This window comes from Methylobacterium sp. J-076, assembly GCF_022829405.1.
Classification (GTDB): domain Bacteria; phylum Pseudomonadota; class Alphaproteobacteria; order Rhizobiales; family Beijerinckiaceae; genus Methylobacterium.
Genome location: NZ_JAKSXW010000014.1, coordinates 1 through 22,215, shown reverse-complemented (window position 1 = coordinate 22,215; position 22,215 = coordinate 1). Strand labels below are relative to the sequence as shown.

General features: G+C 65.0%; 16 protein-coding genes, 2 pseudogenes and 1 riboswitch. Of the genes and pseudogenes, 7 read left to right on the top strand and 11 right to left on the bottom strand.

Annotated features, from left to right (window positions below; all coding sequences use genetic code 11):
* Positions 1–834, top strand: an 834-nt coding sequence (locus MKK53_RS00480) for an outer membrane protein (RefSeq protein ID WP_243925866.1), incomplete at its 5' end; no start/stop codon positions are given.
* 344 nt (positions 835–1,178) lie between these two features.
* On the opposite strand, the gene MKK53_RS00475 is transcribed toward MKK53_RS00480, so the two are convergent.
* Together MKK53_RS00475 and MKK53_RS00470 are read right to left on the bottom strand one after the other, a co-directional pair.
* Positions 1,179–1,520 (bottom strand): hypothetical protein, encoded by a 342-nt coding sequence (locus MKK53_RS00475; protein ID WP_243925864.1) that lies wholly within the window; start codon positions 1,518–1,520, stop codon positions 1,179–1,181.
* Between the two features lie 244 nt (positions 1,521–1,764).
* Positions 1,765–2,679, bottom strand: a pseudogene (locus MKK53_RS00470) (manganese catalase family protein).
* 392 nt (positions 2,680–3,071) lie between these two features.
* Between MKK53_RS00470 and MKK53_RS00465 the strand changes: the two are divergent.
* Positions 3,072–3,347 carry a hypothetical protein gene (locus MKK53_RS00465; RefSeq protein WP_243925873.1) on the top strand — a complete coding sequence of 92 codons (276 nt, stop codon included), beginning with the start codon at positions 3,072–3,074 and terminating at the stop codon, positions 3,345–3,347.
* A 478-nt stretch (positions 3,348–3,825) separates the two neighbouring features.
* On the opposite strand, the gene MKK53_RS00460 is transcribed toward MKK53_RS00465, so the two are convergent.
* On the bottom strand, positions 3,826–5,868 hold the full coding sequence (locus MKK53_RS00460; protein WP_243925862.1) for a TonB-dependent receptor: 2,043 nt from the start codon (positions 5,866–5,868) through the stop codon (positions 3,826–3,828).
* A 227-nt stretch (positions 5,869–6,095) separates the two neighbouring features.
* A riboswitch (cobalamin riboswitch) is annotated at positions 6,096–6,294 on the bottom strand.
* A gap of 709 nt (positions 6,295–7,003) precedes the next feature.
* Between MKK53_RS00460 and MKK53_RS00455 the strand changes: the two genes are divergently transcribed.
* Both MKK53_RS00455 and MKK53_RS00450 read left to right on the top strand, forming a co-directional pair.
* Entirely contained in the window at positions 7,004–8,080 is a 1,077-nt protein-coding gene (locus MKK53_RS00455) for a hypothetical protein (protein WP_243925860.1), read from the top strand.
* The gene (locus MKK53_RS00450) at positions 8,077–9,255 is read left to right on the top strand and encodes an amidohydrolase family protein (protein ID WP_279598747.1); all 1,179 of its coding nucleotides are present in this window, start codon (positions 8,077–8,079) and stop codon (positions 9,253–9,255) included. Before MKK53_RS00455 ends, MKK53_RS00450 begins: the two co-directional genes overlap by 4 nt.
* A 907-nt stretch (positions 9,256–10,162) precedes the next feature.
* Here the strand turns inward: MKK53_RS00450 and MKK53_RS00445 are convergent.
* Together MKK53_RS00445 and MKK53_RS00440 are read right to left on the bottom strand one after the other, a co-directional pair.
* The gene (locus MKK53_RS00445; RefSeq protein WP_243925858.1) at positions 10,163–11,080 is read right to left on the bottom strand and encodes a hypothetical protein; all 918 of its coding nucleotides are present in this window, start codon (positions 11,078–11,080) and stop codon (positions 10,163–10,165) included.
* Between the two features lie 352 nt (positions 11,081–11,432).
* The gene (locus MKK53_RS00440; protein WP_243925856.1) at positions 11,433–12,524 is read right to left on the bottom strand and encodes a catalase family protein; all 1,092 of its coding nucleotides are present in this window, start codon (positions 12,522–12,524) and stop codon (positions 11,433–11,435) included.
* Here MKK53_RS00440 and MKK53_RS00435 point away from each other — a divergent pair.
* Complete coding sequence (locus MKK53_RS00435; protein WP_313901515.1) at positions 12,516–13,040, top strand: response regulator; 525 nt, start codon at positions 12,516–12,518, stop codon at positions 13,038–13,040. The two genes, MKK53_RS00440 and MKK53_RS00435, sit on opposite strands and share 9 nt — an antisense overlap.
* A gap of 52 nt (positions 13,041–13,092) precedes the next feature.
* Here the strand turns inward: MKK53_RS00435 and MKK53_RS00430 are convergent, their stop codons facing one another.
* From MKK53_RS00430 to MKK53_RS00405, 6 genes are all read right to left on the bottom strand, one after another.
* Entirely contained in the window at positions 13,093–13,857 is a 765-nt protein-coding gene (locus MKK53_RS00430) for a type 1 glutamine amidotransferase (RefSeq protein WP_243925854.1), read from the bottom strand.
* 246 nt (positions 13,858–14,103) lie between these two features.
* Positions 14,104–14,271 carry a hypothetical protein gene (locus tag MKK53_RS00425; protein ID WP_243925852.1) on the bottom strand — a complete coding sequence of 56 codons (168 nt, stop codon included), beginning with the start codon at positions 14,269–14,271 and terminating at the stop codon, positions 14,104–14,106.
* Between the two features lie 378 nt (positions 14,272–14,649).
* Entirely contained in the window at positions 14,650–15,429 is a 780-nt protein-coding gene (locus tag MKK53_RS00420) for an SDR family NAD(P)-dependent oxidoreductase (RefSeq protein WP_243925849.1), read from the bottom strand.
* Between the two features lie 152 nt (positions 15,430–15,581).
* Complete coding sequence (locus tag MKK53_RS00415; RefSeq protein WP_243925846.1) at positions 15,582–16,487, bottom strand: SDR family oxidoreductase; 906 nt, start codon at positions 16,485–16,487, stop codon at positions 15,582–15,584.
* Positions 16,488–16,630: 143 nt separating this feature from the next.
* Positions 16,631–17,884: a flavin monoamine oxidase family protein gene (locus tag MKK53_RS00410; protein WP_243925844.1), complete on the bottom strand. Its 1,254-nt coding sequence runs from the start codon at positions 17,882–17,884 to the stop codon at positions 16,631–16,633.
* A gap of 93 nt (positions 17,885–17,977) precedes the next feature.
* The gene (locus tag MKK53_RS00405) at positions 17,978–19,807 is read right to left on the bottom strand and encodes a cation:proton antiporter (protein WP_243925842.1); all 1,830 of its coding nucleotides are present in this window, start codon (positions 19,805–19,807) and stop codon (positions 17,978–17,980) included.
* Between the two features lie 497 nt (positions 19,808–20,304).
* On the opposite strand from MKK53_RS00405, the pseudogene MKK53_RS00400 reads away from it, so the two are divergent.
* Positions 20,305–21,486, top strand: a pseudogene (locus MKK53_RS00400) (IS3 family transposase).
* Positions 21,487–21,800: 314 nt separating this feature from the next.
* Positions 21,801–22,064: a PAS domain-containing protein gene (locus tag MKK53_RS25625; protein ID WP_409564248.1), complete on the top strand. Its 264-nt coding sequence runs from the start codon at positions 21,801–21,803 to the stop codon at positions 22,062–22,064.
* Positions 22,065–22,215 lie beyond the last annotated feature (151 nt).

Here is a 22,215-nt window from a genome sequence, read left to right as displayed (position 1 = left end):
GCCGACCTTCCGCGCCGCGCTGCGCCGCCGCCGGTCTTCACCCCGGTTCCGGTCTTCACCTGGACGGGCTTCTACGCCGGTTTCAACGCCGGCTACGGCTTCGATGCCTCCTCCAGCCGCGGCCCGACCGTCGTCGGCGTCTCCCCGGCCAACGGCATCTTCGCCGCCGGCAACGTCCCGACCACCGGCGTCCTCGCCTTCTCGAACCGCAACAACAACGAAGGCTTCGTCGGCGGCGGCCAGATCGGCTACAACTACCAGTTCACCCCCGGCTCCGGCTTCGTCGTCGGCATCGAGGCTGACGCCCAGTACGCCGACTTCGGCCGCCAGCGGAACCGCTTCTCCGCCGTCGCCCCGGCCGGCTCCGCCATCATCCCCGGCACCCTCGTCTACAACCCGAACGGCCTGTCGGGCCTCGACTACTTCGGCACCGTGCGCGGCCGCCTCGGCTACGCCTTCGACCGCACCCTCGTCTACGCCACGGGCGGCTTCGCCTACGGCGCCGGCGGTGGCCGTCAGTTCGGTTCGGGCGTCTCCTCCGACGACTTTCAGACCGGCTACGCCGTCGGCGGCGGTGTCGAGTACGCCCTCCCCACCGACTCGTTCCTGAACTTCTTCCGCTCCTCGGCCGTCACGCTCAAGGTCGAAGGCCTGTACGTGAACCTCGAGCAGAACCGGAACGCCGCCGGCGCCTTCGCCACCAACATCGGCAACTCCACCGTCGCCACCACCACCCCGGGCGTCACCCTGATCTCCGGCCCCTCCAACACCCGCCGCGACACCGAGTTCGCCGTCGTCCGCGCCGGCGTGAACTACAAGTTCGGCTCGTACTAAGACCCGAGCGACCGTATCGATCTCAAATTTAACTTTTGGGGTCGATACTCGTTTTTCTCAGCTAGGTCGTCATCTGTTGAAGGTGATACCTGCGAGTTTGGCCCCAGAGTCAGCCCGATCAATCTGATTTAAACGGCTAAACGACGCCCCAGGAGAGTGAAAACTCCTGGGGCTTTTGCCTTTGGCGATCTAGTAATCCCGTAGATCCCGATCATGGTCGGTATGCTACTTGATTGGCTGCACCGGCCGCCTAGTCACTCGTGGTTACGCAGGGCCGGCGCATCCTCAACTATCGCGCCCACCAAACAGGTCGCCTATGCCTCCTACTCAACCATCTGTCGAGCTTAAGCCCGTTCGTCGGTCTGTAAGGTCCGCGCCTCGCTGACGAGGTGATAGAAACGACCATCGAACATGCGCATCACCGCCTCGGTCGCCGCATGTGACTCGGGGCGGATAGACGATGCGAGGCAGGCGTCCAACGCAGCTTGATCGGGGAAATCCATCTCCAGGATCATCGCAACCGAGCGCGCATCGGCATCCTTCGACACGAGACGCTGGACCCGCACGGCGACGGCACCGGGGAAACGCCGCCAGAACGGCTCCAGCTCATCTCGCACCCGGCGGAAGAACTCGTCCTCCTGTCCGTCACGCACCGTACCCTCGTAAATCGCGGTCCTGGTCAGCATTGGGGTTCTCCGGGAACTCGTCATCAACCGCCGCAGATCGAGGGCGATCCCGATTGGGCGTTATCCGTCCCGAACCTTGCGCCGTGGCAGCCGTTCACGAGTGATTGTCGCCAGTGAGGACGTCCGGAGCAGCGCCGAGCGACAGATAACAGTCCAAGCCCCCGTGGTTTGATCCACGGGGGCTTCCACCTCAGCCGGTTGCCGGCCGCATCAGAAACGCTGCACGACCTGCCCTACCCATCAATTAACGTCCCTTTTTGTACAGCTTACTCGCGATCTCGAAGATCTCTTCTGGGGCATAGTCCGGGGCGAAGGCGCCGTAATTGCCGTCGAGTTCCGGGACCTTGCCGCCTTCAGGAGCGCCGTCGACGACCTCTAGATTACCTGGCGGATCGCCCGGTAGAGCGACTTCGTCGTTCGACCAAATTCCTGCAGCTTCTTGATAATCTGATTCACTAAATGTGTAGAGGCGTCGATGCTTGCCCTCGTCGAGATACTTCTGACACTCGGGGATACGTGAAAGATCGATGTTTGGAGTCGGCAGCATTTTCTCGATCTCGACTCCAGTCAGTTTCTTTAATGCTAAAGCATAGGCATGGGCGTGGAGCGAGCCGCGTACTAGCAGGTAGCCGCAAACCTCGCGCCCTGTCGGCTCGGACATTGTCTCATAGACCCGCAGCTTATGGATGCGCGCGCCACATTCCAGATGAAAGTTGTGCAGCAGATCTATGATCAAGTTGCCGGTCGTTGTGACCATGTCAACGTTCCACGACTGCGCATTGGAGTTTATTGGCGTGGCACCGCCACCATTGGCAAGGAAGGCGCCAGCGAGACGGACGTCCTGCATCTCGGCGAACGGCGCCTTCGAGATGTCGACATCTTTTTTTGGGTGACCGGGACCGCTGTTGAGTAGTGCGATGCCCGTCGAGACGAGTTCGACGTGGCCGATTTCCTCCGCAAAAATACTCGACACTAGGCTGTAAAATGGTCGCAACTTTTCCTTGTTCCGAAAATTAAAGCTTTGGAACATGTAGTTTCCGAGGGTCGACATCTATCCGTATTTGCCACCCAACAGTTCTTGGAGCGCAGCGGCCGCATTTGGCTCGGGCTTCTTCGGCACTGGCAGTTCCGTCAAAAGACGGTCGATCTTCATGAACATCCAGGCAGCTCCGTTCGCGCGGGTCGCACGGCAGGGTTACCAGTCATACGGATAAACGTTCCCAGACTTGGCGCCTTAGTTTTCTTGCGATTTATAATCGTCACGCCGGTCTTATCCGTTTTATTCTATCTTGGATCAGTTTTTGGCGCTCTGGACGACATCAACGCGACGAGCCATGATAGTTTTCGCATTGATTAAGTGTATGGTCCACCGAACAAATCACCTGACGCCTTCCGCCGGAACAGGGGCCGCCATCGCCGCCGCCGATGTTCCGGCCGGTCGTGGATCATGTGGCAGCGCTGGCAGAAAGCCGCGAGGTTAGCGTTCGCGTTGTCCGCCGTGTAGTGGTTGCGGTGGCCCTGATCGAGCGCGGCGGGTGATACGCAAAGATAGTGCGCGGGATCCGCACCGACGCCGAGACCGGCACGGGCATGGAATGCGACGCGCACCCCGACCCGGTTGCCGAGGCGTGCCGCTGGCAAATCTGCGAGGGCGAACTCCTACAGGCCATTGGCCAGGCGCGCGGCGTCAACGGCACGGCCGAGACGCCCTTGGCAATCGACGTGCTGGCGAACGTCTGCCTGCGCCTAATTCCGGAGCGTTCCCTTATGCGAATGGCCCATTGCAGCGCGCAGCGTTCGCTTACGGGACGTCGTCAAAACATCTGAGTGTCCGAGATGGACGCGAAGCCGAACGTCTGGTTTCGGGCAGCGAGCTGATGTCGGCTCTTGGCGCAAAGCGGACGGACTGGTTCCGACCCAACGCAGTCCTTCACGCGGGTCCGTGCGGATCCCGAAAGCGGACGCATGTTTCGTCGCTACTATGGCGGTGATTGAGGCCGTTCACCGCCACTCATCCGACGTAAAATTCTCTGTGCGTCCGCCGACGTCCAGATCACTCCACCGCGGGGCTTTTGCACGGCACGTCGCGTCAGTTCAGTTGCGACGGCCTGAGCAGACCGCCCCTGGTCTCGCATGATGGCTTCCAGCAAAGGTATCATGCCGACGATGTAGCGATCCGCCCGAGCCATCGAAGCACTGCGTCCGGCGTCGCCGCAGCGTTTGGATTGGACGCCATCACCGGCCGAACCCGGTATCGCGCGCCTCGCAAAGTCGTTCGCGCCGTTGCCGGGTTGATGACGACGCATCAGAACCGCCCGGCGATGGTGAGGCGCACGGCCGTGGGCTCCACGGGGTGGAACACCCGGTCGATCAGTCCCTCGGCGGGCTCGCCGGGCAAGCGCGAAACATATGCGTAAGTGATCTGATCGGACTTGCTGTTCGTTAGGTTCAACACGTCCAGCGAGACGCTGATGCCGTTCTCGAAGTTGTAGCCGACCCGGCCATTGAATAGCGCGGTGGGGCGGGAGCGGATGGAATTGTCCTCGATCAGCGGGCGCGGCCCGAAGTAGCGGAACCGCAACGACCCGAACCAGCCGAGGGGCTCGCCGAAGGTCACGCCCGCCGAAGCGATGGTCGTGGGGGCTTCTGGCACCCGGTTGCCGACCGGATCGTAGTCCGAGAACCGGGCGTTGGTGACCGTAACGTCGCCCTCCAGCGAGAGCCACGACGTCACCGCGTAACGGTTCGTCCATTCGACGCCGAAACGCCGGGTCGGACGGCTCGGCTCCGTCGTGCCCGAGTCGCCCTGGAACAGGTTTTCCGAGGCAAAGTCGAGCCGGAACAAGGCTACGGCCGTCTCCAGCCCGGCGATGGACCGGTTGCGGATGCCAATCTCGTAGCCCGTCGAGGGTACGAGGAACGGCGAGCGCGTGGTGTTGAACAGCGAACTCGTGGGATCAACGGTGGCGGTCACCCCGCGCACATCGTTCGAATGGAAGCCACCGCCGTAATTCACGTACAGCTCGGTGTCGAACCACGGACCGAGGACGAGGCCGAGCTTCGGGTTGACGATCGCGTCCCGCGCCTTGCCGGAATTGGCCAGCGTGTCGGAGACAACGCTGGCGTAGTAACCGTCGGCACGGAAGCCGACGCTGGTGCGCAGCCAGTCGGTCCAGCGCACACGATTGTCGAAATAGAAGGCGCCGCTCGTCTCCAGCACTCGGTCGTCCAGGACGCCGGAGCGGAACTGCCGGTTCGTCGTGTTGAACAGGCCGACGCGGATCGAGTCTGTGCGGGTCTGGACGCCGATCTCATTCTCCATCGGCCTGCCGAACAGGTCACCCTGGAAGATGTGGAGGGCTTCGCCGCCGCCGATGATGCGCTGATCGAGCTGGTGGAACTGGTCGCCGTTGACCGGGTCGTTCAGGAAGTATGTAAAGTCGTTGAACAGGTTGAGCTGCGAGCGGATCACGTAGGCCGAGGCCCGAGTGATGCCGGTGCCGTCGCTCGCGCTGAATTTGCCCGAGATCGAGAAGCGGGACGTATCGCCCCCGTCGGTCGGGTTGATCGCGCCGTAGCGGCTGATCAGCCCTTCCATGACGGCCCGCTCGGGGATCTGGTTGGTGGCCGTCCAGCGCGCCGCGTAGGCCATGCCTGTGACCGAGAAGCCGTCCAGCGCCGTGCCCTGGCTGTAGCGGGCCACGCCATTGATCTTGCGCAGGGCGTCCGGGACGACCCAAGGTCCGTTATAGACCTGGGCTTCCCCGGCCAGGAGAAGGTTGCCTTCGCCGAACGGGACAGTGGTGATCGAGAGCGCCCGCTTGTAGCCGAAGCTGCCGATTGAGGTCAGGGCGACGTTCTTCGGAGTGCTGTCGAGATAATCGATCCGAACGGAGCCGGCGGAGGCGAAATCGCCATCGCGAACGAAGTACGGCCCCTTATGGAACTCGACCGCCCCGACGAGTTCCGGGATGAGGAAATTGATGTCGGCGTAGCCCTGGCCGTGGGCATGGGTGCGCATGTTGAGCGGCATGCCGTCGAGGAAGAGGGCGATGTCGGTGCCGTGGTCGAGGTTGAAGCCGCGCAGGAAGAATTGGTTGGCTTTTCCCTCACCGGAGTGCTGGGTGACGATGAGACCCGGCACCGACTCCAGCACCTCGCCGGGGCGGGTCACTGGCCGGCTGTTGACCTGTGCACCGGTAATCAGACCGGAACTGGCAGATGCCACAGGCGGACTGATCCCACCGATGCCGGTGGTACCGCCGACGTAGCCTGCACTTGCGGCAGGAGCGGCCTGCGGGGACGCCGCCGCAGCCGTCTCGGCAGTCACCGAGATCTCCTCCAGCATCGTCTCGCTGGTCGCTGAGGGCGGGGTGGATCGATCCTGGGCCGAAGCTGCGGATGCGAGCGCAGCAAGGCTAAGGCTCGACAGGGTGAAGAAAGTTCGGGTGGGTAGACGACGAAACACGGGACCTCGGGCGACGGCAGTGGCACGTCACCGCGAATGAGGTCTCCACGCCCGGACTTGATCCGGCGCTTCGACACCCGTCAGGACACCCCGCCCGACGCGTTTCGCGTGTGACCACGGCTGACGGCAGGTCTCCTGGCTCACGGGTCATCGCCCTCGCACCGTCTTCCCGGATGAGGTCCATCCAGTGACGCGGTGGTGCTGGGCTCGCCGCTTACAGTTGCGGGGGCAGCCGTGGCATCGAGTTTTCACCCTCACCACGTTCCCTTTTGATCCCCGAGGGGAACCGTCATCGTGATGCTAGGGGATGAATTCATCCTCCGTCAACGTGTTGGCTCACCTTCCTGTGAGGTGTGCCTTTTCGGCTGCGTCCGCTTCGACATACCGCCCATCCGAAAGCAGATCGGCCGAAAACCACCCACCCCAGTCATCCCGATGGGCCTACTGGCGAGACCGAAGCTGGCCGAAAACGGAATGACCGCTTTGGAGAGGGGCTGCCGAAAAGCAGACGAGGCCCCACCGACCGGTGGCAATTGTAAGCGCACCCCGGAGGCTGCCATTCGTCGGCTACCTGGAACCTTCAGCACTGGATTTTTAATCTTCAGGGCGGCGCGCAGGTGGCCAGCGTACGGCGCTCATTGATTTCAGGATCAGCGGACGGAAAACGCCGACTGGTAGGGGCGGCCGAACGGCACGCCGTTGTTGATCGTCTGCACGGGCGCCAGATAGCCCTTGCCGTCGGGCCGGTTGTTGCAGGTACCCGCAGATGCGGGTGCGGGGCGTCTCGCTGGTGGAGCGTGGGCTGGGCGCGGGTGCCTCGCGCGGAGGCTTTGTCATCGGAGACATTTTGCGGCGAACGTAGCGCAAAGCTTACCGAGTGCCTGCCTTCGCGATGGACGCCGCGCCTCTCAAGTCGTTTCATCCCGGAAACGGAATATAATTATAAATTCTCGGGAGGATCTGCATGCTGAAGCGCGTGGCGGTCGCCGTTCTACTATGCCTGACGGGTCCCGCGATGGCGGAAGAACCGCTGCGCTTCGAGGTCGATCCTGCATGGCCGAAACGCCTGCCCAACGATTGGATCATGGGGCAGGCCGCGGGCGTCGCTGTCGATGCGAACGACAATGTGTGGGTGATCCAGCGCCCCCGCACCCTCACGGACGACGAGAAGGCCGCGAGCGTCGATCCACCCCGCACCCGCTGCTGCAAGCCCGCTCCGCCGGTCCTCCTCTTCGATCAGGCGGGCAACCTCATCAAGTCCTGGGGCGGCCCCGGCGAGGGCTATCAATGGCCCCTGAACGAGCACGGCATCCATATCGATCCAAAGGGATTCGTCTGGCTCGCGGGCAACGGCGACACCGATGGCCAGATCCTGAAATTCACGCCGGACGGGAAGTTCGTTCTCCAGATCGGCGAGCAGGGTCCGCAGACCGACAGCCAGGACACCACCCGCCTCGGCAAGCCGGCGGCGATGATGGTCGATCCCGAAACGAACGAACTCTATGTCGCCGACGGTTACTACAACCATCGGATCATCGTGTTCGACGCCGAGACCGGGGCGTTCAAGCGGATGTGGGGCGCCTACGGCAAGCCGCCAACCGACGAGAAGCTCGGCGCCTACGATCCCTCGGCCACTCCCGCCACGCAATTCCGCAACCCAGTCCATTGCGTGCAGATCGCCCGCGACGGGCTGGTCTATGTCTGCGACCGCACGAACAATCGCATTCAGGTCTTCCACAAGGATGGCAGCTTTGTGAAGGAAATGTTCGTCGAGAAGAATACCCGCGCCAACGGTTCGGTGTGGGAGCTCGCCCTATGGCCGGATGAGCGCCAGAGCTATCTGCTCAACGCGGACGGGGCCAACAACGAGGTCCGCACCCTGAGCCGGGAGAACGGCGAGATCCTCGGCCGGTTCGGTCGCAACGGCCGGATGGCGGGGGACTTCCACTGGGTCCACAACCTCGCCATCGACTCGAAGGGCAACGTCTTCACGACAGAGGTCGATACCGGCAAGCGGGCCCAGAAATTCCTGTTCCGGGGCAACATGGTGCTGCGCAAGCGCGCCGCCCTGCCGGAAGGGGGGCAGCGATGATCGTCGCCTCCGATCCCGGCGTGGGCGCCTCCTGCGCCTGCTGCCTGCCCCGCCGGGGCTTCATGCGCGGCCTAGGGGGCCTCGGCGCCGCCGCTCTGGCGACCGTTCCCGCCGTCGCGAGAGCCGAGTCCTTGCGCTACACCGGCCTCGTGATCGACTGCCACGGGCATTACACCACCGAGCCCCCGGCCATGCTGGCGTGGCGCAAGCGCCAGATCGACGCCATCAACGATCCGGCACAATCGCCATCCCCGTCCGATCTCAAGGTCAGCGACGACCAGGTGCGGGAGAGCGTTCGCGGCCGGCAACTCAAGCTCCAGGGCGAGCGGGGCATTTCTCTGGCCCTGTTCTCGCCGCGAGCCGGGGGCATGGGCCACCATATCGGCAACGCCCGCACAAGCCTCGACTGGTCGATCGTGTCGAACGATATGATCCACCGGGTCGTGAGCCTGAACCCAAAGAACTTCGTCGGCGTCTGCCAGCTGCCGCAGACGCCGGGCGTGTCGCCGAAGAACTGCACTGGCGAGTTGGAGCGGTGTGTGAAGGAACTCGGCTTCGTCGGATGCAACGTCAATCCCGACCCCTCCGGCGGCTACTGGACCGATGCACCGCTCTCGGACCGGTTCTGGTATCCGCTGTGGGAGAAGATGGTCGAACTCGACGTGCCCGGCATGGTCCACGTCAGCGCCTCGGCCAACCGCAACTTCCACGCGACGGGGGCGCACTACATCAACGGCGACACCAGCGCCTTCATGCAGTTCGTAACCTCTGACTTGTTCAAGGACTTCCCGACCCTTCGCCTGATCATCCCGCACGGCGGCGGTGCGGTGCCCTATCACTGGGGCCGCTACCGGGGTCTCGCGCAGGATCTGAAACGACCGCCCCTATCAGAGCTGATGCGCAACGTCTTCTTCGACACCTGCGTCTACCATCAGCCCGGCATCGACCTGCTGCTCAAGGTCGTTCCGCATGACAATATTTTGTTCGCATCCGAGATGGTGGGTGCCGTGAACGGAATCGATCCTGAAACCGGGCACGCCTACGACGACACCAAACGCTACATCGAGGCCTCGATACTGACGGACGAGGATCGGGGAAAGATCTACCTTGGCAATACGCTCAAGGTGTATCCCCGCCTTGCGAATGCCCTGCGAAGCAAGGAACTGATGCCGTAGAGTGTGCGCCCTTCCATACTTGCTTTCCGCGAATCGCGTCACGCTCTCGCCCGCCCTGATCTCGGCTTGGCAGCGGACGACGCATCGGAAGCGTGGGGTCAAACAGTAGGATGGCCTGGCCGACGGGGCATGCCGCAACGGACCAAAATGGAGACGGCTGCGAGCGGCATGGCGAAAGTCACCTTCGAATCGACGCGGCTTGCCCGCAGCGTCCGTTGCGGCCCGATATGAGCGTATTCACTGGGCTGCACCGATCTTCCTGATCGATGCAGCCTTCTGCTCCTCCCGTAGGCCGCGATGGCCATCAAACAGTGCGGCATCAGACCCACTACCATCTCGCGAAAGCAAGACTGAACCTCTCAGCCGTCCGGCGAAAGCTGGCCGAAAGCAGCTGGTCTGCTTTGAGGCTCGGATTGCGGACAAGCGGACGTTCAGCGCGGCGCACTTGGTTGGGTCAGAGTGCCGCCCTCAGGACCCTCGATATCATGCACCGAAGGTGTGCATCAAGTTGTTAGTCGAGCGTAACGCTGATGACGATGGCCCAAACTGAGGCCTAGTTGATCTTAGCTCCAATGTTGTGGTCTGAGGCTCAAAGTTCTGGTCCGAAATTACCTGCAGTTGAGCGAGTCAGAATTATTTTCAATGCGGTCTCGCTTGCGTTTACGAGCTGGTTTGGCCACCTACCACTTAATTGCGGTCCATTAAAATCATCGATGTTCTGGAAGGGACTTACATTCTTTCCGGCAGGGTACGGGAAGCAGCTCGGGAAATCGCTGATTTTCAGGCCGACCGAGGGCCAGTTGAATCCCAATTTAATAATACGGCTGCTTCGCCGCCCCGCGCCGGCCTGGGCGTGCTGGAGCCGGTGCGGTCGTGCAGCATTGACGACGTCTACGACGGCCCAGCGTCAAGGCATGTCGCCGGTCAGGAGGAGGTGTCGAACGTCGTCGCCGACTTGGTTGACGGCGCCGATCCGCTCGATGAGTTGGGCCGGCCGACTTCCGCGCAGGCCGGCCAGCGTCAGCCGCCCGTCGCGGACGTAGGTGTACGTGCCGCTGACCGCGAAGGCCGAAGTATGGGCGACATGCTCGGCCAGTCCCGAACTAGCTATCCCGAAAGCGTCGGACGTATAGAAGGTCCGCCGCTCTAGGGGCGAGGCGAACGCGATCTCCATGACCGCCACCAGACGCCGCTCATCGGGTACCGCGTGATCCACGTTCGGGGCAGGTGGGGCCGGCTCAGTGTTGTCGTAGGGCTCGGGTAGGTGAAGCCGTACCTTCAGGACGACTGGCTCGGCTGCCAGCGAACGCGCCAGCGCGGTTATGCGCTCGCCGAACGCCGACGCGTGACGGTGCGCGGCGCCGAGGTGGACCTCGATCCTGTCGAGACCGTCGTCGCCGTTCGGTGACGGCTCCTCCACCCGGTCCAACAGGGTCGTAGAGCCACGCGGCAACGCATAGGCCACCGTGGCGGCGAACATGTTCTGCTCATCGGCGAACAGGATCGGGCAGGCCTCGTCGAAGGCCGCTTGGTCCTCTGCCGTTCGGAACCCGATCTCGACGCCCCCATCCAGCTCGTAATCCGGGAACGGCCGGATGCCCTCGACCACCGGCCAAAGGTGTGCGTCCTGCTCCCGGTCGAAATGCCTCTGGACGTACCACCCGAGCCCGGGAATGCGCGCGCACAGGGGACCGTGCACGTCGCGCCAGTAGGTCGCGAATAACTCGTGCGGCACGCGGGGACGTCTCAGCACGGTGGTGTAGGTGTTGATCGCGATGGCCGCATCGCGTTCGGAATGGTCGATGGGCGCGGTGGGATTGGTCATGTTCGATCCTCGAAAGGGGGTTGAGGTATCAAGAGCCCGCGAAGCGCCCTCGTCTCGGCCGCGGCCCGGGTCGCGTCTTTGCCGGGTTATTCTGGGGCCAGCTCGCCGGACAGGATCACCGTGCGAGAGGCAGAATTCGATATCGGCGGAGGGGGCGGTGCGGTGTGGCCAAGCCATCCCGCACCCGCTGCGCGGATCATGCCTTGCCGGCCATCTAGTTGACGACGTGCTCAGCGACCGCCTTTACTGGCCGATGCCGTGCTCGATTTTTTGAAGCTGATTCCAGTTCATCGGATTGGCCTTCTCCGTCGTCTTGATTGCGACGTTTGACACTCGGGGGGCGCAGACTGGCTCACCCGCCCGGAAACCTGTCGGGCTCGTCGATGGCCACGCCGTTCTCTCGGGCACGATATGCGCGGGCTGCCGCATACGCTGGACGACGCGCCCGCATGATCGAGCCGAGCGGGCGGTGGGCGGCGAGACCGGTCCAGGGATTGAAAGCCAAATGGTCCTCGACGAACACGCGGACGTCTTCGGACCAGGTATCCTGCGGTATAGCGGTGATGCGGGCGACCGCCACGTAGCCGCTCTCGTCTTCGGGCCATATGGCCGCGGCGTCCTCGACGGGCATCGTCCCGATGTCCGTCGCCAACTGCACCCTCAGCTCCCAGATGGCCGGGAGGGTTCGGAAGTAATCCCGAACGGCCTCGCGGATCGCGTCGGGATGGCCGGCCAGGTCGAGGGGATGCTGGGACAGCGCGACGAGTTCGGAGGAGACCGGAGAGACCGCCACCTTGCCGAAGTAGTCCCCGTGGAGCAGGGGCGCCTGCGAGAAGAAGCTGTCGCCGAGGATGTGGGTCTTCGCCTGCCCTGCCAAGGTGGTCAGCGTCGCGGATTTCCCGCCGACCATTTCAAGGGCGGCCTCGGCGGTTCGCGACAGGGCGGAGATGACCTTCTTGGCCGGTTCCGCCCGGCCGGTGGTGGCGGCCAACGGCCCGAGCTGCCGCAAGAAACCCTTGGCGGTGCCGATCTGGAAGGACGGGGAGTTGCCCAGCACGTAATTCTGGGTGGTCTCGCCCTCGCTACCCGGCAAGCGCGGACCCGGAACGCCCAGCACCTTGAGGGCGCAGCCGCGCGGGGTGGAGACCGTATCGTCGAGGATGTCGCCCGGCGTCGTGCTGAACCGCAGGATGGCGTCGTAGCTGGCCGGGACGGCGTAGAGCCCTTGTGCGAGCGGCTCGGGCAGGTCCGGCAGCACCTCGAACCGTGCCTGCAGGTAACCGTGTGCCTTGGCGTGAACAGCGCGGTACGCGTGCCCGGTATCGGCGTGGGTCTTCCTCTGGATGGAGAGCATGGCCTCGGTCAGGCCACGCTGGGTCTCGTCCTCGTCCTCGGGGACGGTCTCGAAGGACGGGTTGAACCGGAGCGGGTGCTGGTGGGCCATCAGTTCCAACGTGGTCTATCCGTCGGGGTTGCCGGGCAGGTCAGGATGCCGCGTTCACGAATCCGTCGACGGGAAACCTTCCCGCTGGAATGCTATTTCTACTTCGTGACCCACAACGCCCAGGGCTATGCGCCCCACGCCCTCGTCGTAGACGACGACCCACTGATCCTGATGGACGCGACCGGTATCCTTGAGGATGCGGGTTTCCGGGTGTTGGAGGCGATGAACGTCGCACAAGCCCTGGGGGTCCTCGAACGCCATCACGAGGCGGTGCAACTGCTGTTCACCGACGTGCACATGCCGGGCGATGGCGACGGCCTCGCGTTGGCCCGGCAGACCTCCGAGCGATGGCCACACATCGCGGTCGTGGTCGCCTCGGGCGACGCCAAGCCCGGCCCCGGCGACTTGCCGGAGGGTGCAACGTTCATCGGCAAGCCGTTCAGCGCCGAAATTGTCCGGCACCATGTCCGCAAGACCTTGCCCGACGAGAAGCACCCGGAGCCGTTGAGGTCCTAGCGACGTCTGAAGGACATGCTAGCCATCGTCGCCAAGGGAACCCGATGGTTGTCTATCGGCGTCGATTTCGTACGTCACGAACCAGCGTCGCAATGAAGTTGCGGATCTCGACTTGGCGGCTGTCGTCGTCCGTGACCTGGTCGTCCAGGCCGAGGCGCCATGCGAGGTCACGGCGGGTCGGCTCCCGGTGCAGCGCCTCGACCAGATCGGCCTGCTCCTCGACCTCGCGACGGGACAGCGCCAGCCCGGCCTCCACCAAGTCGTCAGCCTGTCGGCGCAGCGCCCCGGTCACCTCGTCCAGCCCGATCTCCGGATGGTACTGAACGCCCCAGAAGGTGCCGCCGTCGTGCGGGATCTCCGCGGCCTGGACGACGGTGGAACGATTGAGCGCGAGCAGGGTCGCGTTGCCCGGAAGGGTCTCAACCTCGTCGGTGTGGATGCTCGCCGCGTCGTACGAGCCGGGACGGCCCTTCAGCAGGGGGGGGGACCGTCCTTCATCGGTCGGAACGATGCGGCGGGCGAAACCGGCCTCAGGCCCGTTGCGGTTCCTTCGGACCGTGCCGCCCGCCGAAACGGTGGCGAGCTGCAGGCCGGCGCACGACCCGAACGAGGGTGTGCCAGAGGCGAAAACGGCGCCCATGAAGGCGAGCGCCCGCCGTACCTCTGGGGTCTTCTCGTACAGGGATAAGGGCGACTCGCTTAAGAAGACGGCGTCGTAGTCGGCCAGCGACGTACCCGACGGCAGCGCGCCGTCGGCGTCAGCCGGCTTGACCCTATCGCAGGCGGACCCGGGGGCGAGGCGTTCAAGGATGTTCAAGTAGGTCTCGCCGGATGAGCGTCCGACGCTCTCGCGCCGTTTCTCCCGGGCATCCGGGGGCTCGCTTTCCGCGACTAGAAAGCGAAGACCGGATGAGAATGATTGCAAGGTGTTGATGCCCTTCGGGGATGATGCTCCCGGGGCGAACCGTAACGATCGGGCGGTGTTCCAGGGCGGGCGGTCCTGACGCAGGTTCACCTTTCGACCGAGGCGTTCCGATATATGGACGCCTGCCGGGGTCCACGATCAGGGCTTCGAAGGCTCGGTCTGGTCCGCTTGGTCGGGCTCCGCTTCCCGGGCCGGTCCGGGCGGAAGGTGCGGCGGAGGAAGTCGTCCCAGGCTCGGCGGCGTCGGCAGGCCGATGCCCTCGGTCGCCGGGGGAACGCCCTCCGGCAGGTCATTGTCGTCCGGCATGGCATCCTCCGCGTGCAAGTAGCAGCATGATTACGGGACCGGACTGCCGAAGGTTTAAGGCCCGACGACGCATCCGTTCGAGACGCCGGCATCCAAGCCGTGACCGGCTCCTGCGACGACCCTCCGCCTCGGCGACGACAGACAGCGGGTACCCCGGAGGCGTACTGCTCGCCGGGCACCTGTTCGTCCCCGGCCTACCTGTGGGGGACCGAGCTACGGACTTCGTGAGCCCCGGACCGGATGCCAGGACGCGGGACCAAGGCCACGTCCCCGCCTCGATGGTCTTCAAGACAACCTCGTCGGATGGATGGGAAGTTGCCAACGCTCGTCGGCCGGAAGAAGGCGTCGGCGACCGCGCGGGCGATGGCCCGCGGAGCGTCAGCCCTGCAGGTGGGTGAGCTTGGCGTGGCGCGCCGCCTTTTCGGGCTCCGGCGTCCGGCGATTGTCGACGACCTGCTGCTTGGTCTCCGTGTCGCCACCGACGACGTGGTCCACGTCGTTCATCAGGGCCTCGAAGCCCTGCCGGGCAACCTCGGTCCTGTCGTTCTTCTGGCCGTGGTCGATGGCGCTGGTACCCATGCCTGCGTTCTTATGGAACTGGCTGTCGGTCGCCCCGAGCAGTAGGGCCGTGACCGTCACGCCGGTATCGCGAAGTTCCTCCCGCAGGCTCTCGGCGAACATGAAGCCGAACGCCTTCGATGGGCCGTACACGGTCTCGAAGGGGGTCGGCAGGGTGGCCGAGACCGACGAGGTGATCAGGATGCGGCCGCGCCCGTTCGGGACCATGTGCTGCACCACTCGCTTGGCGAGGTGTACGGTGCCGGTGATGGCGATGAGCCGGAACTCGTCCTTCAGGTCGTTGTCGACGAAGGCGCCGCCCTGGCCGATGCCGACGTTGAGGGCCGCGGCCTGGACAGGTCGTCCGAGGTCCATCACGAACGTCCAGAAGCCCTCGACGCCCTCGTAGGTCGCCGCGTCGGCCTTGTGAGGGTAAGCCTCCGCGCCGAGGTCGCGCAGTTCGGCGGCGTCGTCGTGGACCTTGTCGCTGGAACCGGTGATGGCGACGTCGAAGCCGTTCCGAGCGAACTGCTTGGCGAGCTCCAAGCCGATGCCGGAGGATCCGCCGGTGACAAGGGCGAGAGGACGCTGGGATGTCATGTGGGTTCGATCCGTCTTGAGGATGAGCGACGGGACGCATGGCTGCGCCCGCCACCATGGGCTCCCCTCCGCACCCCAAGGGGCGATGCCTTGGTTCGCCGGTGGCGTCGGGCCGACCGGAATGACGGTCGGCCTGATCCGGTGAGGTTCGGCTAGGCGGTGCCGTTACCCCCGGTGGCGCCGTAGACCTCTCCGGTCACGAAGCTCGCTTCTTGAGACGCCAGGAACACGTAGATCGGCGCGAGCTCGACGGGCTGGCCCGGACGGCCAAGTGGCACCTCGGAGCCGAACTGCTCGACCGCCTCCTGCGGCTGGCCGCCCGAGGGCTGCAGCGCGGTCCAGAACGGTCCCGGAGCCACCGCGTTCACCCGGACGCCTTTTTCGATGGACTGCTTGGCCAGCGCCTTTGTGAACGCGATGATGCCGGCCTTGGTGGTGGCGTAGTCGACCAGGATCTTAGGCGGGTTATAGGCCACGACGGACGCCGTGTTGATGATGGATGCACCAGCCGGAAGCAGCGGCATCGCCGCCTTGGTGATCCAGAACATCGCGTAGAGGTTAGTCTTCAGCGTCAGGTCGAACTGCTCGTCCGTGATGTCGCCGATGTCTTTCTGATTGGTCTGCTTGCCGGCGTTGTTCACCAGGATGTCGAGACCGCCGAGCTCGACCACGGCCTTGTGCACCAGGGTCTCGCAGAACGCCTTGTCGGTGATGTCGCCCGGCAGCAGGATGGCCTTGCGACCCTCGGCCTCGATCAACTTGGCCACCTCCCGTGCGTCGGGCATCTCGGCCTCGACGAAACTTAGGGCGACATCTGCGCCTTCGCGGGCGAACGCGATGGCCGCGGCCCGACCCACGCCGCTGTCCGCCCCGGTGACCAAGGCCTTCCGGCCGGCGAGGCGCCCATGGCCCTTGTAGCTAGTCTCGCCGTGGTCCGGCTTCGGATCCATCGCTCCGGCGAGGCCCGGCGCTTCCTGCGGTTGGCGCTTGAACGGGGGCTGCGGGTACTGGGTGCGCGGGTCCTGCATCGCGAGGCGCTGGTCGGAGGCGTCGGTCATGAAGCTGTCCTGTCGCGCCGGCTTCGTACGGGACAGCCCGTGCGGCGCGCGTCTTGAGTGATGCTGTCCGAGAACTTCGGAAATCAGCCCTGTCGCCGGATGTTCCGGCGACTGCGGCCCTATGGACGCCTCCGAGATTTCCGTCAGGCCGCCTTTCCCCGCCTGTGCCGGAGCGCCGCCATGGCCTCGTCGGCTGCTCGGTGCCCGCTGTCGTGGGCTCCGTGGGCGGTCGTGAAGTCGAAGGTGTGCGTCGCCTCGCCGGCAAAGAACAGGCGGTCCTCGAAGGGCCGGGCGAGCCGCGACCGCGCATCGGATCGGCCCGGCAGGGCGCAGCTATAGGCGCCACCGATGGACGCCATCCGGCTCCATGACGTCGCAGCGAGCGGTCGGATCGTCGAGGCCACGTCGTCGCCGAACAGGGACGCCAACTCTGCTGATACGAAGTCGAAGCCCGCGGCCGGACCGTCCTCCTCCAGGATCCTGGCGCCCTCGCCCCCGAGGAACGCCTCGATCACCGGCCACCCGTTGGGGCGGATCGAGTAGGCGGCAGATCGCGGGCCGTGCAGGTTGCCGTAGGCGTGCGTGTCAGGCTCGAATGCGGCCTCGCGCCCGATCTCCAGGAAAACCTTCTCGTTTCGGCCAAGCGGCAGGTCGGCGGCCGCGTCGCGCCAGGGTTCGGTGCCGGCGGGAAGGCGGATCGCGCCCCCGGCCAGGACCGCGGTCGAGACCGTAAGGATGGCGGCCCCAGCGCGGACGGCGCCGGCGCGGGTGGTGACGGCGACGCCGTCGGGCGTCAGGTCGATCCGCTCGGTGGGCGTGGCGAGCCGCAGTGTCGTCGAGGGCGGCAGGCTGGCGGCGACCAGCGTGCCGTAGCCGAGCGGCAGGTGCCAGTTCCGGCCCGTCGAGGCATCGTCGTAGGCGAGGTAATCTGTGGCTGAGATCGCCTCGGGTGCGACGCCGCTCATGAAGCCGGCGATGGCCCGCACGTAGGCGTTCCAGGGCTCGCCGGGCTCCAGGGCGTCGCTGGCCCTGTCGCTGCCCGCTGCGACCGTGCGGAGCCGCTCCTCCCAGTCGCCGTACGCCCTCTGCACCGCCTCCTGGGCCTCTTCGTCCTCGGCGATGCCCGGGTGCGCCTTCGCCCATGGCGGCTCGCCCCGGTCGACCGGGAAGCCCGATGCCTCGGCGATACCGACCCAGGCATTGCGGTCGCCGGAGTGGAGCCACCCGCAGCCGAGGTCGAGCGGGTAGCCTCCGAGATCCTGCGTGTGGGCACGGCCTCCGAGACGCGACGACGCCTCTAGCAACAAGGCCGATGAGCCTTGTGCCGCGAGCCGCCGCGCGGCGCCGATGCCGGCGGCGCCTCCCCCTACGATGATGACGTCGAACGTGTTGCCCATGGGCCAAAGGTGAGGAGGGACGGTACGACTTCCAAGATTCATGCGGCTGCGGCGCCGCGGCCATGATGGTTCGGTCCCGCCGGACGCCTCCGTTCAGGCAGGCACCTGAACAAGGCGGTCATCATCAGCATCGACCATTGCCATGCCCGGCGCCTGCAAGACCAGCAATCGGTCGTCCTCGGCAGCGTCGTTTGCCTCGTGATCGGCGGAGACGAATTCGAGGTTTCCGTCGATCTTGATAGCGAGCAGGGGAATATCGTTCGGCTGCCCGACGGTATCAGGGCCGGTCACAACGAACTGCCAACCGGCCTCGTGCCGCCCGGCGAGCGCGTCGAAGCTGGCGTCCGCGGCACCGAACACCTTCCCGCGGGCATCCCGGCTGACACCGGTGTCGGCGTGCAGCATGTGGTTCTCCGACGGCGCCAGTTGGTAGACACGCTCGCGGCCGATCTCCGGGGCCAGCCGCGTGCACACGAGGGCGTTGTAGAGCTCGTCCCGTGTCGCGGCGAGCAGATGGTCCGGAGGATGGTCGGCCATCCCTTCCTCGGCGGATCGGGACAGGAGTTCGGCCTGAAGCGTCGGCACGCCCGCCTCCCGTGCAGCAAGCATGGCGCCAGGGTAGATGTCGATGATCACGACCGGTACGCCCGCCCGGTGCAGCGCGATCACCATGTCGCTGGCCCATGGGGATGCACCGACCACGGCGAGCCGCTGGGTATCGGCGGCGGTCGACAGGCCGAGCCGGCGGGCGAGCGGCCCCAGGGAGAAGCCGTGGGCAAGCACGGTCGCCACGATGACTGCGAACACGGTGGGCTGGATGAGGTCACCGCCGGCATACCCCGCCGCGCTAAGGCGGGGACCGGCCAGCCCGGCGACGGCGGCCGCGACGATGCCGCGAGGTCCGATCCAGCCGACGAACAGGCGCTCCCGCCGGGTGAGGTCGCTGCGCAGCGTGGCCAACCAGATTGCCGCCGGGCGAACCACAAACAGGATGGCGGCCGTCAGCCCGAGGATGGGCGCCGACAGCTTGCCGAGGACCGCGAGGTCGAGGTCTGCGGTCAGCACGACAAAGAGGCAGGACACTAGGAGGACGACGAGGCTTTCCTTGAACCGACGAAGCTCCGCGAGACCCGGCACGTGCCGGTTCGCTAGCGCGATGCCGAATACGGTCGAACCGATAAGCCCGGCCTCGTTCATCAGAAGGTTCGGCACGACGTAGGCGATAAGCGCGAGCGCAAGCAGCGCCGGTGTCCTCAGCATCTCGGGGATGAGGTCGCGCCGGAACGCCCAGGCGATGAGGAACGCCGAGCCGACGCCGAGGGCGCCCGCCACCAGCACGCCCTCCGCGAGGTGAAGCATGAGCGCAGTGGCTGCATCCTCCCCGGACCCACGGGGCACGCCCACCAGGATCTCGATGACGACCGCGGTCAGGATGGCCCCGACGGGGTCGTTGACGATCGCCTCCCACTTCAGGAAGGCGGCCGAGCGTCGCTCAAGCCGGGCATGGCGCAGGAGCGGCAGGATCACGGTCGGCCCCGTGACGACCAGGATGGCACCGAACACCGACGCCGGTCCCCACAGCATGCCCCCGATCAGGTGGGCTGCGAGCGTGCCCAGGACGAAGTTGACGGGCAGGGCGAAGGCGGTGAGCCGTAGCACCCCCTCGCCGGAAGCCCGCAACTCGCGGAAGTCGAGCGCGAGGCCACCCTCGAACACCACGATGGCGACCGCCAAGCCGATCAGGGGCCGGAGGTTCGGTCCGAAGTCGTGCGTCGGATGCATCAGGCCGAGTACGGGCCCGACCATGAAGCCGAGCGCGAGCAGGAGGACGATGGCAGGAATGCGCAGCCGGGATGCGAGAACCTGGGCTGCGATGCCGCCACCGACGACGCAAAGGACCGCCGTCGCCACACCGTTTTCCATGCAGGACGCTCCGGACCAGCGTCCGGACCTACCCCCTGGCAGCCGAACCGGGACCAAATGATGGGTGGGGATCGTCGCGCCGCTCCCCCTCTGACAGGCGGGGCCTCACCTTACGCTCCGAGGCCAATCGAGCGGCCCCGCGACAGTTCCCTCTCACGCAGTGCGGCCGCGGACGCATCCCCCCTGGTACGCGTCGACGGTGTCTGCACGCGTCGCCAGTGACAGGAAGCCGCCCTTTGACCAGCACTGGGTTCGAGCAGCGGGCCCCGATGGTCGCTCGACTTGTGGCATCAACGTCAACGCCTCTTGCCCGTTATCCACATGCGTCCACAGCCTCGCTACGCAGTGAGCTTACGCGCTTGGCGGAACCGCCTCAACGTGTCCCAATTTTGTCCTGTTGGACTCGTGGAGCGAGCGCATGCTGGTGCTGGACATGATCCGCCCCCACTGAAGTGGTCCGCCCTTTGGTATGGCTTTGAGCCTGGAGGACGGACGACATGGCCAAACACCCGAAGCCCGAGGAGATCGTCGCCAAGCTACGGCAGGCGGATGTGCTGATCTCGCAGGGCCAGAGCGTCTCCGACGCGATCCGCGCCATCGGCGTGAGTTCAGTGACATACTACCGGTGGCGGCGTGAGTTTGGCGGCCTGAAGAGCGATCAGGTGCGCCGGATGAAGGATTTGGAGACTGAGAACCAGCGGCTGCGCAAGGCGATCGCCGACCTCACGCTCGACAAGCTGATTCTGCAGGAGGCATCCCGGGGAAACTTCTGAGCCCCGCGCGCCGACGCGCCTGTGTCGAGCACATCATCGACGTCCTTCACGTCTCCAAGCGTCGCGCCTGTCGGGCGCTCGGACAGCATCGCTCGACACAGCGCAAGGTCCCGCGGGGCCGTGATGACGAAGAAGCACTGACGGCCGACCTCGTGGCGTTGGCCGAACGGTATGGACGCTATGGCTACCGCAAGATCAGCGCGCTGCTGAAGGCGGCCGGGTGGCTCGTCAACGACAAGCGCGTCGAACGGATCTGGCGACGTGAAGGCCTGAAGGTTCCGGTCAAGCAGCCCAAGCGGGAGCGGATCTGGGACAACGACGGCTCCTGCCTCCGTCTTCGCCCGGAGTGCCGCAACCACGTCTGGTCGTATGACTTCGTCGAGGCCCGCACGCATGACGGACGCAAGTTCCGGATGCTCAACGTCGTCGACGAGTTCACGCACGAATGCTTGGTCATCCGCGTCGCCCGCAAGCTGAAGGCGGTCGACGTGATCGAAGTGCTGTCTGATCTGTTCATCCTTCGTGAGGTGCCGAGACACATTCGTTCGGACAATGGCCCGGAGTTCATCGCCAAGTCCGTGCAGGCTTGGATCACCGAGGTCGGTGCCAAGACGGCCTACATCACCCCCAGTTCACCGTGGGAGAATGGCTATGTCGAGAGCTTCAACGCTCGCCTGCGGGACGAACTCCTGAATGGCGAGATCTTCTACACCCTGAAGGAGGCCGAGATCGTGATCGAGAGCTGGAGACGGCACTACAACGCTGTCCGCCCCCCACGCGTCGCTCGGATACCGCCCACTAGCCCCGTAGGTGTTCGTGCCAGCCTTCACCGCTTGGCCGGCTGCGCTCGTCCGACCGGCTGCGCCGACCAAGCTACCTATGGTGGAGCGGCCCACCGCACACTAACTCTGCTCTTGGACCACCTCGTGGGGGCAGATCACAAGGTCGCTTTGCAGCGCGAAAAATGCCATCCCGAGCGGCGTGGCGGGTAGCCGGCGCCTGAGTCCGTCGCTGTGCTGTGGAAGGCAACGCGCCGGCCTCACGCTGATGGAAGTGAAGAGGCTGCCGAAAAGCGGTGGGCGACATCGACGGTCGGATCGAACCAAAATTCGGGCGAATGGCCGCGTTGATTGAGCTATGCCATGGCATCAGGCGATCAATCAGCATACTGAACGGTGCCTCATCGCCGTACGATCTGCTCGGCCATAGCGTGCACCAAAATGACAGCTCTTGAACTCATTCGCGCTGTGGCTCATGAAGCCCCAGTCAGCGTCATCGTCACCGATGCAGTGATCACCTCCCCAGGACCGACCATTGTTTTTGCAAATGGAGCCTTCGAAGTTCTTGTCGGTCGCCAGATCGAGGATATCATCGGACGAAGCCCCCGCTTCATGCATGGCAAAGAAACACGTCGAACCGCGCTTGATATGTTCCGACGTGCATTTGAGTCCGGTACGCACTTCCACGGCTACCTACCTAACTAACTACCGAGCGGATGGCACCAAATACCGTGCCGAGATTGATTGCCGGCCAATACATGCTGCTGATGGGCGCATAGAGAACTTCGTGTCATTCGGGCGCGAGGTGTCTCGACGTATCGGTCGCCCTGCGACCAACGCAACCGGTCGATACGAA